This window comes from Xanthomonas sp. JAI131, assembly GCF_013410075.1.
GTDB lineage: Bacteria > Pseudomonadota > Gammaproteobacteria > Xanthomonadales > Xanthomonadaceae > Xanthomonas_A > Xanthomonas_A bonasiae.
The window spans coordinates 77,935-90,348 of sequence record NZ_JACCCN010000003.1; the positions used below are offsets into that span (position 1 = coordinate 77,935).

Annotated in this window: 12 protein-coding genes; 6 read left to right on the plus strand and 6 right to left on the minus strand. The window is 69.4% G+C overall.

The genetic code is table 11. The annotated features are described in order from the left end of the window. The first annotated feature begins 8 nt into the window (after positions 1-8). The 6 genes from lptD to HDC36_RS13450 all read left to right on the plus strand — a co-directional run bounded on the left by lptD (position 9) and on the right by HDC36_RS13450 (position 7,195). Entirely contained in the window at positions 9-2,402 is a 2,394-nt protein-coding gene (gene lptD, locus HDC36_RS13425) for an LPS-assembly protein LptD (protein WP_179568261.1), read from the plus strand. Beyond that, a complete protein-coding gene (locus HDC36_RS13430; protein WP_179568262.1) occupies positions 2,399-3,778 on the plus strand; it encodes a peptidylprolyl isomerase in 1,380 nt (459 codons plus the stop codon). Before lptD ends, HDC36_RS13430 begins: the two co-directional genes overlap by 4 nt. A gap of 3 nt (positions 3,779-3,781) precedes the next feature. Then, on the plus strand, positions 3,782-4,759 hold the full coding sequence (pdxA, locus tag HDC36_RS13435; RefSeq protein WP_179568264.1) for a 4-hydroxythreonine-4-phosphate dehydrogenase PdxA: 978 nt from the start codon (positions 3,782-3,784) through the stop codon (positions 4,757-4,759). 109 nt (positions 4,760-4,868) lie between these two features. Next, positions 4,869-5,663: a 16S rRNA (adenine(1518)-N(6)/adenine(1519)-N(6))-dimethyltransferase RsmA gene (gene rsmA / locus HDC36_RS13440; protein ID WP_179568266.1), complete on the plus strand. Its 795-nt coding sequence runs from the start codon at positions 4,869-4,871 to the stop codon at positions 5,661-5,663. Between the two features lie 214 nt (positions 5,664-5,877). After that, complete coding sequence (gene apaG, locus HDC36_RS13445; protein WP_145705570.1) at positions 5,878-6,261, plus strand: Co2+/Mg2+ efflux protein ApaG; 384 nt, start codon at positions 5,878-5,880, stop codon at positions 6,259-6,261. 10 nt (positions 6,262-6,271) lie between these two features. Then, on the plus strand, positions 6,272-7,195 hold the full coding sequence (locus tag HDC36_RS13450) for a symmetrical bis(5'-nucleosyl)-tetraphosphatase (protein ID WP_179568268.1): 924 nt from the start codon (positions 6,272-6,274) through the stop codon (positions 7,193-7,195). Positions 7,196-7,329: 134 nt separating this feature from the next. Here the strand turns inward: HDC36_RS13450 and HDC36_RS13455 are convergent, their stop codons facing one another. The 6 genes from HDC36_RS13455 to HDC36_RS13480 all read right to left on the minus strand — a co-directional run bounded on the left by HDC36_RS13455 (position 7,330) and on the right by HDC36_RS13480 (position 12,372). Next, positions 7,330-7,872 (minus strand): dihydrofolate reductase, encoded by a 543-nt coding sequence (locus HDC36_RS13455; RefSeq protein WP_179568270.1) that lies wholly within the window; start codon positions 7,870-7,872, stop codon positions 7,330-7,332. A 17-nt stretch (positions 7,873-7,889) separates the two neighbouring features. Continuing rightward, the gene (locus HDC36_RS13460; protein WP_179568272.1) at positions 7,890-8,684 is read right to left on the minus strand and encodes a thymidylate synthase; all 795 of its coding nucleotides are present in this window, start codon (positions 8,682-8,684) and stop codon (positions 7,890-7,892) included. Further along, on the minus strand, positions 8,681-9,562 hold the full coding sequence (gene lgt / locus HDC36_RS13465; protein ID WP_179568274.1) for a prolipoprotein diacylglyceryl transferase: 882 nt from the start codon (positions 9,560-9,562) through the stop codon (positions 8,681-8,683). The genes HDC36_RS13460 and lgt overlap by 4 nt, the downstream gene beginning before the upstream one ends. 545 nt (positions 9,563-10,107) lie before the next feature. Continuing rightward, positions 10,108-10,599 carry a TPM domain-containing protein gene (locus HDC36_RS13470; protein ID WP_179568277.1) on the minus strand — a complete coding sequence of 164 codons (492 nt, stop codon included), beginning with the start codon at positions 10,597-10,599 and terminating at the stop codon, positions 10,108-10,110. Further along, positions 10,599-11,498, minus strand: a complete 900-nt coding sequence (locus HDC36_RS13475; protein ID WP_255432770.1) for a TPM domain-containing protein — start codon at positions 11,496-11,498, stop codon at positions 10,599-10,601. The genes HDC36_RS13470 and HDC36_RS13475 overlap by 1 nt, the downstream gene beginning before the upstream one ends. 244 nt (positions 11,499-11,742) lie before the next feature. After that, the gene (locus tag HDC36_RS13480; protein ID WP_179568281.1) at positions 11,743-12,372 is read right to left on the minus strand and encodes a LemA family protein; all 630 of its coding nucleotides are present in this window, start codon (positions 12,370-12,372) and stop codon (positions 11,743-11,745) included. Positions 12,373-12,414: the final 42 nt, after the last annotated feature.

The window sequence follows — 12,414 nt, forward strand, 5'->3', positions numbered from 1 at the left end:
CCCCATGCATGGGATGGGGCAAGCTAGCGGTCGTTTTAGCCCGATACCTGACGCGCGTGCGCCGAGCCCTCCGCCTGCTACCCCTTCCGTTCAGTATCGCTCTCTGCCTGCCGGCGATGGCGGCCGAGAAGCCGCCCAATTGGGGCCTGTGCCCGACCCCGGACGTGCTGCCCAAGTTCGACGACGCGCCCAAGGTCGACCCGAAACTGGCCGCGATCCGCGATCAGCAGCCGACCGATATCGTCGGCGACAAGCTGTCCGGCACCACCACGGTTCCCAACTACACCGGCAACGTCGCGCTCAAGCGCGGCGACCAGTTCATGGGCACAGACAGCCTGCGCGTGGATACCGAGACCGGCAACTACATTGCCGAGGGCCACGTGCGCTACCAGGATTCGTCGATCCGCATGGTCGCCGACCGCGCCGAAGGCAACCAGGACACCGACACCCACAAGATCACCAACATCCGCTACCAGCTGATCGAGCGCCGCGGCAACGGCAAGGCCGACTCGGTCGACCTGCAGGGCGCGCTGGGGCAGATGCACCGCTCCACCTACACCACCTGCGATCCCTCGCAGCAGGTGTGGGAGCTGCATGCGCCGGAGATCGACGTCGACAACGACGAGGGTTTCGGTACCGCGCGCAACGCGATCCTGAAGATCTACAACGTGCCGATCCTGTACGCGCCGTGGTTCAAGTTCCCGATCGACGACCGTCGCACCAGCGGCTTCCTGTTCCCGGCGATCGGCATGTCCAGCCGCAACGGCTTCGATTACATGCAGCCGTATTACCTCAATCTGGCGCCGAACTACGATGCCACGCTGTATCCGCGCTACATGAGTTCGCGCGGCTTCATGCTCGGCAGCGAGTTCCGCTACCTGTACGACGGCGGCAAGGGCGAGATCGAGGCGACCTACATGCCCGACGACCAGTTGCGCGACAAGGACCGCGGCAAGTTCGAATACCAGGGTTACCACAACATCGATTCGCACTGGCAGGCCCGCGCCTCGGTGGCCTGGGTCAGCGACGAGCGCTATACGGAAGACTTCTCCAACCGCCTGCTCGGCAACGCGGTCTCCAATCTGCAGAGCACGGTCGGCATCTACGGCACCGGCGAGACCTGGACCGCCGGGTTGATGGCCGACCGCTGGCAGCTGACCGACTACACCCTGACCGAGTCCGCGCTGCCGTACAACCGCCAGCCGCGCGCCTTCTTCAACTGGGACCAGGCCTTCGGCAACTACTTCGAAGCCGGCATCTACAGCGAAGCGGTGCGCTTCGTGCACGACGACGTGCATGCCAAGGACGCGCTGTACGAGCGGACCGGGGTGACCACGGAAATGCCCGGCGGCAGCCGCCTGGATCTCAAGCCCTACATCTCGATGCCGCTGGCCGGCGCGGCCTGGTTCCTGAAGCCGACCGTGGCCTGGCGCTACACCGCCTATCAGTTGGACAAGGATCTGGCTGCCACGCTGGGCGGCGACACCTCGCCCTCGCGCAGCCTGCCGATCACCACCGTCGATGCCGGCCTGTATTTCGACCGCGACGCCAAGTTCGGCGACACCAGCTACCTGCAGACCCTGGAGCCGCGGCTGTTCTATCTGTACACGCCGTACCGCAACCAGGACGACCTGCCGATCTTCGACACGCGCGAATTCACCTTCAGCTGGGGCCAGCTGTTCCGCGACTCGCGCTACACCGGCGCCGATCGTCAGAACGACGCCAACCAGATGACGTTGGCGCTGAGCTCGCGCCTGCTGCGCCAGGACGACGGCAAGGAAAAGCTGTCGGTCAGCCTCGGCCAGATCCTGTACTTCAACGATTCCAGGGTCAGCCTTCCCGGCAGCAACACCACCATCGAGCAGGGCAAGTCGGCGTGGATCGCCGACGCCAACTACATGATCAACGACCGCTGGACGATGGGCGCCACCTACCAGTGGGACCCCAAGTACCGGCGCAAGGACCTGGCCAGCTTCCGCACCCGCTATCTGCTGCCGGGCGACGGCATCATCAACGTCAGCTACCGCTTCCGCCGCGACCTGCTGGAGCAGACCGACGTGTCGGTGCTTTACCCGATCAACCCGACCTGGAGCCTGGTCGGGCGCCACTACTATTCGCTGGAAGACAGCAAGCCGCTGGAAATCATCGCCGGCGTGCAGTGGGACAGCTGCTGCCTCGCCGTGCGCGCATTGGCGCGGCGCTACGTGCGCAACCGCGAAGGCGATCTGGACACCGCGTTCCAGGTCGAGTTCGTGCTGAAGGGACTCTCCTCGCTTGGCCAGGACACGGACCGCGTTCTGCGCCGTGCTATTCTCGGCTACAACCGCGACGACCTGTACTTGGTCCCGCCCAGCAACACCACGACCGATCCGGACGCTTACGATCCGAACCTGATTCCATGACCAATACCCTCTCTGCTTTCCTCGTCACCTTGCTGGCGATCGCCGGCGTGTCCGCTCCGGCGGCCGCGCAACAAACCCAACCACTGGACCGCATCGCTGCGGTCGTCGACGAGGATGTCGTACTGCAGAGCGAACTGGATCGTGCCGTTCGCAACGTGAAGGCGCAGTATTCCGGCCGCGAAGCGCAGCTGCCGCCGGACAACGTGCTGCAACGCCAGGTGCTCGAGCGACTGGTGCTGGTCAAGCTGCAGGTGGCGCGCGCCAACAGCACCGGGATCCGCGTCGGCGACGACGAACTGAACCGCGCCATCGGCAGCATCGCCCAGCAGAACGGCACCGACGTCGACGGCCTGCGCAAGAAGCTCGCCGCCGACGGCATGGCGTTCGACGACTTCCGCAACTCGGTGCGCGACGAGATCACCGTGCAGCGCCTGCGCCAGAGCTTCGCGCAGAGCCGTATCAACGTCAGCGAGAGCGAAGTCGATGCGGCGCTGGCGCAGCAGGCCACCACCGGTGCCCAGTACCACCTGGCGCACATCCTGGTCGGCCTGCCGGAAGGCGCCACCGCCGACCAGATCAAGACCGGGCAGAGCAAGATCGACGGGGTCAAGACCCTGATCGACAAGGGCGAGATCGATTTCAGCGCGGCTGCGGTGCGCTATTCGGACAGCCCCAACGCGCTGGAAGGCGGCGACCTTGGCTGGCGCAGCCTGGACGAGATCCCGAACGCCTTCGCGCAGCTGATCCGCGACATGAAGCCGGGCCAGGTCGCCGGCCCGCTGCGCGGACCCAGCGGCTTCCAGCTGCTGAAGCTGGTCGAGATCCGCGATGCCTCGGCCAACCCGGAAAAGAAGACGGTCACCGAGTACCACGCCCGCCACATCCTGATCCGCGTCAACGAGGCGCAGCCGGATGCCGCCGCCAAGGCCAAGATCGAGACCCTGCGCGCGCGCATCGCCGGCGGCGCCGACTTCCAGGCCGTGGCCAAGGAATCCTCCGACGACGCCAACAGCCGCGGTCAGGGCGGCGACCTGGGCTGGTTCCCGGCCGACGCGTTCGGCCCGGACTTCGGCCACCAGATCGAAGGCCTGAGCGACAACCAGATCTCGCAGCCGTTCCGCACCGAGGCCGGCTGGCACATCGTGCAGCGCGTCGCCACGCGCCAGACCGACGTGACCAGCGACACCCAGCGTGCCCAGGTCCGCGAGACCATCGGCCGCCGCAAGCTGGAGGAGGAGTACAACCGCTTCCTGCAGGAAATGCGCGGCGAAGCCTATGTGAACCTGCGCGTCGGCGGTGCCGAGAGCTCCGCCGCGCCCGCTGCCGATGCCACCGCGCCGGCGGCGACCCCGGCACCGGCCGCCACCAAGCCGTAAGCCGTGCTGCCCTCGCTCGCGCTGGTGCCGGGCGAGCCGGCCGGGATCGGCCCGGAACTGTGCGTGCGGCTGGCGCAACAGCCGCGACGCGACTGCCAACTGCTGGCATTCGCCGATCCCGACACCTTGCGCGCCGCCGCTGCGGCGCTGTCGCTGCCGCTGCAGCTGCTTCCCGAATCCGCGCCTGCCGTGGCCCCTGGCGACCTGCGCCTGCGCACGGTCGGCAATGCCGTGGCCAGCCGTTTCGGCCACACCGAACCGGCCAATGCCGCCGCGGTGATCGGCGCGCTGACCCAGGCCGCCGACGCCTGCCTGCGCGGCGAACTGGCCGGCCTGGTCACCGGCCCGGTGCACAAGGCGGCGATCAACGACGGCGGCATCGCCTACACCGGCACCACCGAACTGCTCGCCCGCCATGCCGGGCGCGAGGTGGTGATGATGCTGGCCAACGACATCGTGCGCGTGGCCCTGGCCACCACCCACCTGCCGTTGCGCGCGGTCGCCGACGCGCTGACGCCCGCGCTGCTGGAACGCTGCCTGCGCATCGTCCACGCCGCGCTGCGCAGCGAATTCGGCATCGCCGCGCCGGTCATCGCGGTGCTCGGGCTGAACCCGCATGCCGGCGAAGACGGCCACCTGGGCCGCGAAGAAATCGAGGTGATGGCACCGGTGCTGGACGTCTTGCGCGCCGAAGGCATGCGCCTGGTCGGCCCGCTGCCGGCCGACACCGCATTCCTGCCGCAGAAACTGGCCGGCTTCGACACGGTGCTGGCGATGTACCACGACCAGGGCCTGCCGGTGCTCAAGTACAGCGGGTTCGAGCAGGCGGTGAACCTGACCCTGGGCCTGCCCTACCCGCGCGTGGCGGTCGATCACGGCACCGCGCTGGAGCTGGCCGGCCGCGGCATCGCCGACCCGTCCAGCCTGTTCGCCGCGGTCGCGCAATGCGCGCAGCTGGTCGCGCGCAGCGCGCATCTGTAGGAGCGGCTTCAGCCGCGACAGGGCGTTACCGGTAACGCGCTGTCGCGGCTGAAGCCGCTCCTACAGGAAGGCGCACGCCATCCCGGCCCCATCCCGATAAGATGCCCGCATGACTTCCTATTCCGGCTTCAGCGCCCCCGCCAAGAAATCGCTTGGCCAGCACTTCCTCAGCGATCGCCACTACATCGACAGCATCGTGCGCGCGGTGAATCCCAAGCCCGACGACCTGCTGGTCGAGATCGGCCCCGGCCAGGGCGCGATCACCTTCCCGCTGCTGCGCCGCCACGGCCGCCTGACCGTGATCGAATTCGACCGCGACCTGATCGCGCCGCTGACCGCCGCGGCGGAAGGGGTCGGCGCACTGACCATCCTCAACCGCGACGTGCTGTCGGTGGATTTCGCCGAACTGGCCGGCGACGGCCGCATCCGCCTGGTCGGCAACCTGCCCTACAACATCTCTTCGCCGATCCTGTTCCATGCGCTGGACCATGCCGCGGCGATCGCCGACATGCACTTCATGCTGCAGAAGGAAGTGGTCGACCGCATGGCCGCAGGGCCGGGCAGCAAGGTCTACGGCCGGCTCAGCGTGATGCTGCAGGCGTACTGCGAGGTGACCTCGCTGTTCGTGGTGCCGCCGGGCGCGTTCCGGCCGCCGCCGAAGGTGGATTCGGCGGTGGTGCGGCTGGTGCCGCATGCGCCGCAGGACATCGGCATCGCCGACCGGCGGCGTTTCGCCGACGTGGTGCGCGCGGCGTTCGGGCAGCGCCGCAAGACCTTGCGCAATGCGCTGGGCGGGGTCTGCGATGCGGCCCAGTTCGAGGCCGCCGGGGTACGCCCGGATGCCCGCGCCGAGCAGCTGGAAGTCGCCGACTTCGTGCGCCTGGCCAACGTGGCGCAGGCCTGAGCCCCGGGTCCGCGCGTCGCGGCGCGATCCGCGTATCCGCTCCACGCGCACGCCACAGCGCAGACATCGCAACGGCGCGGGTCGCAGATCGCACTGCGCGGCCAGCCGGCGCCATGCCTCGCCACGCGCAGCGGCCGCAGCGCGCGCTGCCCGCAGTGCGCCGGTAGACGGCTCGCAGTCCATTCCTGCGCCGGCTTTGCTTACACTGTGAGGCATGAACGATGACGCCCCCTATCGGATCGAGGTCGAAGTGTCGCCCCGGTTCCTCGACGACCAATCGGCGCCGGAGGACGGACGCTACGCGTTCGCCTACACGATCCGCATCCACAACCGTGGCCGCGTCGCCGCGCGGCTGATCGCCCGGCACTGGGAAATCACCGACGGCAACGGCCGCGTGGAGCGCGTGGACGGCGACGGCGTGGTCGGCGAACAGCCGCGGCTGCGGCCCGGCGAGGACTTCCGCTACACCTCCGGGCTGATGCTGGAAACCGAGCACGGCACGATGCGCGGCCACTACGACATGGAAGCCGACGACGGCACCCATTTCGTCGCGCCGGTCGCGCCGTTCGTGCTGACCGTGCCGCGGACCCTGCACTGATGGCGCCCGCATGAGCGTGTGGGCCATCGGCGACCTGCAGGGTTGCTACGACATCACCCAGCGGCTGCTGGAAAAGATCCGCTTCGATCCGGCGGTGGACCGGCTGTGGTTCTGCGGCGACCTGGTCAACCGCGGCGGGCAGTCGCTGGAAACCCTGCGCCTGGTGCACTCGCTGCGCGCGCACAGCGAGGTGGTGCTGGGCAACCACGACCTGTCGCTGCTGGCGATCGGCGAGCGCAGCCCGGACGAGCAGCGCAAGGTCAACCCGGACCTGCAGCGCATCGTGCTGGCCGAGGACCGCGACGAACTGCTGACCTGGCTGCGCATGCAGAAGCTGCTGCACGCCGACCGCGAGCTGGGCTGGATGATGATCCACGCCGGCCTGGCGCCGAAGTGGACCACCACCCTGGCCGAGAAGCATGCGCGCGAAGTCGAGCAGCAGTTGCACGGCAGCGGCTACCGCAAGCTGTTCCGCAACATGTACGGCGACCGCCCGGCCTGGTCGCCGGGGCTGACCGGCTACGACCGCTCGCGCGCGATCATCAACCTGTTCACCCGCGCCCGCTATTGCACCCCGCGCGGGCGCATCGCGATCGAGGAGAAGGGCACCCCGGGCACCCAGGCGCAGGGCCTGTATCCGTGGTTCGAGGTGCCGGGCCGCGCCGAGCGCGACCTGAAGATCGTCTGCGGCCACTGGTCCACGCTGGGCCTGACCATCACCCAGGGCGTGCACGCGATCGACACCGGCGCGGTGTGGGGCGGCAAGCTCACCGCATTGCGCCTGGACAGCGAAGACCTGCAGGTGGTGCAGGTACCGGGGCGCCCGATCGAAGGGCCGCCGCCGGTGCCGCGCGCACGGCCGCCGCGGCGCAGGTCCAGCGGTGGCCGCGGTGCGGGTGCTGCTGCGTCGCCGCCGCCGCCCGATCAGGAATGACGATGGCTGGCGGCAGGCAAGCGGGTGACGGCCACGCAGGCTGCCACATGTAGGAGCGGCTTCAGCCGCGACAGTATCTCCCCGGTAACGTCCGGTCGCGGCTGAAGCCGCTCCTCCAACACTCCGCGCCTACGCTATGGCGCGCTACGCCTGCGCCGGTAATCGACGAATTCGAACGCCAGCGCATGCTTCGCATCGGCCGCATGCGGCTGCCGCGCCACGACCTCCCACTGCGCCGGATCGAACGCCGGGAAATGCGCATCGGCGCGCTCGACCACGGTGTCCACATGGGTCAGGTACAGCATGTCGGCCTGCGGCAGGGCCAGCGCGAAGATGTCGCCGCCACCGATCACCGACAGTTCTTCCGCCCCGCTCGCCTGCGCCAGCTCGATCGCCGCCTGCAGCGAGGCGACCGCCTGCATGCCCTCGAACGGCACCTGCCCCGAGCGCGTCATCACCAGGTTCAAGCGCCCCGGCAGCGCGCGGCCCAGCGACTGCGCGGTCTTGCGCCCCATCAGCACCGGCTTGCCCAGGGTGAGCGCCTTGAAGCGCTTCAGGTCGTCCGGCAGGCGCCACGGCAGGTCGTTGTCGCGGCCGATGGCATTGGCGCGATCGAGCGCGGCGATCAGCGTCAGTCGTGGCGCCGCAGTGGCGCTCGCCGATTCCCGATTCCCCATTCCCGATTCCCCGCCGCTCACACCGCCACCGGCGCCTTGATCGCCGGATGCGGGTCGTAGCCCTCGATCGCGATGTCGTCGTAGGTGAACGCGAACAGGTCGCTGACCGCGGGATTCAGACGCAGCGTCGGCAGCGGCCGCGGGGTGCGCGCCAGCTGTTCGCGCGCCTGCTCGTAGTGGTTCGAATACAGATGCGCATCGCCCAGCGTGTGCACGAAATCGCCGACGCCCAGGCCGGTGGCCTGCGCCACCATGTGGGTCAGCAGCGCGTAGCTGGCGATGTTGAACGGCACGCCGAGGAAGATGTCGCCGCTGCGCTGGTACAGCTGGCAGCTGAGCTTGCCGTCGACCACGTAGAACTGGAACAGGCTGTGGCACGGCATCAGCGCCATCTGCGGCAGCTCGGCCACGTTCCAGGCGCTGATCACCAAGCGCCTTGAATCCGGATTGCGCCTGATCTCGTCCACCAGCCATTGCATCTGGTCGATCTCGCGGCCGTCGGCGCCGGTCCAGCGCCGCCACTGCTTGCCGTACACCGGGCCGAGTTCGCCCTGCGCGTCGGCCCACTCGTCCCAGATGCTGACCTTGTTGTCCTTGAGGTAGGCGATGTTGGTCTCGCCCTTCAGGAACCACAGCAGTTCGTGCACGATCGAGCGCAGGTGCAGCTTCTTGGTGGTCACCAGCGGGAAGCCGGCGTTGAGGTCGAAGCGCATCTGCCAGCCGAACACGCTGCGCGTGCCGGTGCCGGTGCGGTCGGATTTCTCAGCGCCGTGCTCGAGCACGTGGCGCAACAGGTCCAGGTAGGCCTTCATCGCTTGGCGTCCGCCGCCAGCGGCACCGGTTGCAGCACCGGCGCGCCGCGCGAGCGCCACAGCAGGAACAGGCCGAGCAGGATCAGCGGCGTGCTCAGGATCTGGCCCATGGTCAGCCAATGGAACGCCAGATAGCCGATCGGCGCGTCGGGCACGCGCACGAACTCCACCGCGAAGCGGAACACGCCGTACAGCAGCGCGAACATGCCGGACACCGCGTAGCGCGCGCGCGGCCGCAGCGAGAACGACCACAGCACCACGAACATCACCAGGCCTTCCAGCACTGCCTCGTACAGCTGCGACGGATGCCGCGCGAACTTGTCCAGCGCACCGCTGGCGTACTGCGCCTGGATCTGCGCCAGCGGCCAGTCCTGCAGCTCCGGCGCGCGCGGGAAGATCACGCCCCAGCCGGCGCCGGTGAACTTGCCCCACAGCTCGCCGCCGACGAAATTGCCGACGCGGCCGAAGCCCAGCCCCAGCGGCACCAGCGGCGCGACGAAATCCATGGTGTCGAAGAAATGCAGGCGCGCCTTGCGCGACCACCAGGCCGCGGCCACCAGCACGCCGATCAGGCCGCCGTGGAAGCTCATGCCGCCGTCCCAGACCTTGAAGATCAGCAGCGGGTTGGCGAGGAAATCGCCCAGCGCGTAGAACAGCATGTAGCCGATGCGCCCGCCGAGCACCACGCCGAGCATCGCGTAGAACAGCAGGTCGGAGAATCCCTCCATGTCCACGCCCGGCAGGCGGCCGGCGCGGATGCGCCGCCGGCCCAGCCACCACGCCGAGGCGAAGGCGGCCAGGTACATCAGCCCATACCAGTGCACCTTCACCGGGCCGAGCGAGAAGGCGATGGGGTCGATCTGGTGGAGATAGGTCATGCGGGAACGTCGGCCGGAGTGCGGGGGGTCGCCTATTCTGCCACTGGCGCCGGCCACCGCCGTGGTCTTGGTCGACTTGAACTGCGCCAGGCTTCATCTGCCGGCAGGCGCAAGCGTCTGCCATCGGCGCCGGCCACTGCCGTGGTCTTGGTCGACCTGGACTGCGCCAGGCTTCATCCGCCGGCAGGCGCAAGCGTCTGCCATCGGCGCCGGCCACCGCCGTGGTCTTGGTCGACTTGGACTGCGCCAGGCTTCATCTGCCGGCAGGCGCAAGCGTCTGCCATGGCGCCGGCCACCGCCGTGGTCTTGGTCGACTTGGACTGCGCCAGGCTTCATCTGCCGGCAGGCGCAAGCGTCTGCCATCGGCGCCGGCCACTGCCGTGGTCTTGGTCGACTTGGACTGCGCCAGGCTTCGTCTGCCGGCAGGCGCAAGCGTCTGCCATCGGCGCCGGCCACCGCCGCGGCGCGGTCGACTCGGCGGCGCCGCGCTTCATGCGCGGATAGACGCGACCCGCACCACAGCGGGGGTCATGCCGCGGCAGCGCTCAATCGAGCAGGTGCGGCATGTTCGGCAATTCATCGGGCTCGGCCTGGCCCGGCTGCGCGGGGAAATGCGTGGCCAGCAAGGCCGACACCGCCGCCACCCCGGCGATCACCGCCTGCTCGGGCTGGCCGGCGCGCATGTCGCGCTCGATCAGCGCGCAGACGTCGCGCCATTGCGCGGCGTCGACGCGCCCGCGCAGGCCACGGTCGGCCACGATCTCGATCCGGTGGTCGGCCAGCAGCAGGTAGATCAGCACGCCGTTGTTGGCCTCGGTGTCCCAGGTACGCAACTGCGCGAAGGCCTGCTCGGCGCGCGTGCGCGGCGCCATGCCGCGCAGCAGCGATGCCGGCGCCAGCGCCGATTCGACCGCGAACATCACCTGGCCGCGGTGCGTGCGCTCGCCGTCGGCGATCGCCGCGCCGATGCGCTCCAGGCTGGCGTTGGGAAACAACGTGCGCGCCGCCGGCGCGAACAGATGGCGCAACAGCCGCATCACCAACTCCCCGAGGCGCCACCGCCTCCCGAACTGCCGCCGCCACCACCCCAGCCGCCTCCGCCGCCGCCGAAACCACCACCCCCTCCGAAACCACCGCCGCCGAAGCCGCCGAAGCCGCCTCCGAATCCGCCGCCACCCCAACCACCGCCGCCACCGCCGCCGACCGAGCGGCCCGGCGAGATGCCCGACAGCAGGCCCAGCACCAGCCCGATGGCGCCGGTCAGCGCGCCGACGAACAGCGACAGGCTCAGCAACAGGCCCACCCCGCCGCCGGCGAGCGCCGCCAGCACGCCGCGCAGCAGCCGCGGCGCGCGCGCGAACAGCAGTTGCGCGACGAAGGCGGCGAACAGCCCGGCGAAGAAGCCCAACGGCAGCTTGCCGCCGGAGCGCCCTTCGGCCGCATGCGTGCTCACCGGCGGCGGCAACTGTTCGCCGTCGATCAGCTTGACCAGCATCGCGGTGGCCTCGGCGATGCCGCCGGCGTAGTCGCCGGCGCGGAAGCGAGGCGCCAGGTACTCCTGGATGATGCGGTTGGCGGTGGCGTCGGGAATCGCGCCTTCCAGGCCATAGCCGGGCTGGATGCGCACGCGCCGGTCGTCCTTGGCCACCACCAGCAGCACCCCGTCGTCCACGCCCTTGCGGCCGATCTGCCACTGGTCGAACACGCGCTGGGTGTACTGCTCGATGGTCTCCGGCGCAGTGGTCGCGACCACCAGCACCTGCAGCTGGCTGCCCTTGCGCTGCTGCAGTTGCACCGCCTGCTGCTCCAGCGCGAGGCGCTGGGTCGGCTGCAGGGTGCCGGTGGTATCGACCACCGGCGTGTCCAGCGGCGGGATCGGCGCCTCGCCGGTCGCCTGCGCCCAGGCCAGCAGCGGCAACAGCGCCAGCAGCAGCATCCCGAGCCAGGCATGCCGGCCGCGGCGCGCGGGGCGGTGGCGGGTGGTGGTATCGCGCATTGCGGACTCCTGCCGACGCAATCGCGCGGCGGCATCGAAGGGTGGACACCACAACGGTGGCGTGGCCCGGGAAGCGACCGGCGGGCTCACGCCGCCGGCCCGGCTGCACACACCGGCTGAACGCCGCAGCGCGGGCCGGCGCGACGCGGCGCCAGCGTCGGCACCGCGATGCGCTGCAGCGCGCTTACTGCGCCGGTGCCGGCTGCGGCTGCGGCGCAGTCTGCGCCGGCTGGCCGCCGAAATTCACCGCCGGCGCCTCGGAGATCTGCGCCTCGTTGGCCACGCTGAAGTTCGGCTTTTCCTTGTAGCCGAAGATCTTCGAGGTGATCACCTGCGGGAACGAGCGGATGTAGGTGTTGTAGTCCTGCACCGCCTGGATGTAGCGGCCGCGGGCCACGGTGATGCGGTTCTCGGTGCCTTCCAGCTGCGCCTGCAGATCGCGGAACGACTGGTCGGACTTGAGATTGGGGTAGTTCTCGGTGACCACCAGCAGCCGCGACAGGGCGCTGGACAGCTGGCCCTGCGCCTGCTGGAACTGCTGCAGCGAGGCCGCATCGTCGGCGTTGACCTGGACCTGGCCGACCCGCGCGCGCGCATTGGTCACGTCGGTCAGCACCTGGCGCTCCTGGTCGGCATAGCCCCTGACCGTGTTGACCAGGTTCGGGATCAGGTCGGCACGGCGCTTGTACTGGTTCAGCACCTCGGACCAGCCGGCCTTGACCGCCTCGTCCTTCTGCTGGATCGCGTTGTAGCCGCAACCGGACAACAGCGCCACCACGGCGGCGAGGAACAACGAGCGGGACAACAGGCGCATGGCGCTCTCCGGGGTAAAGACAGGGCGCAGCTTGCCACGCCC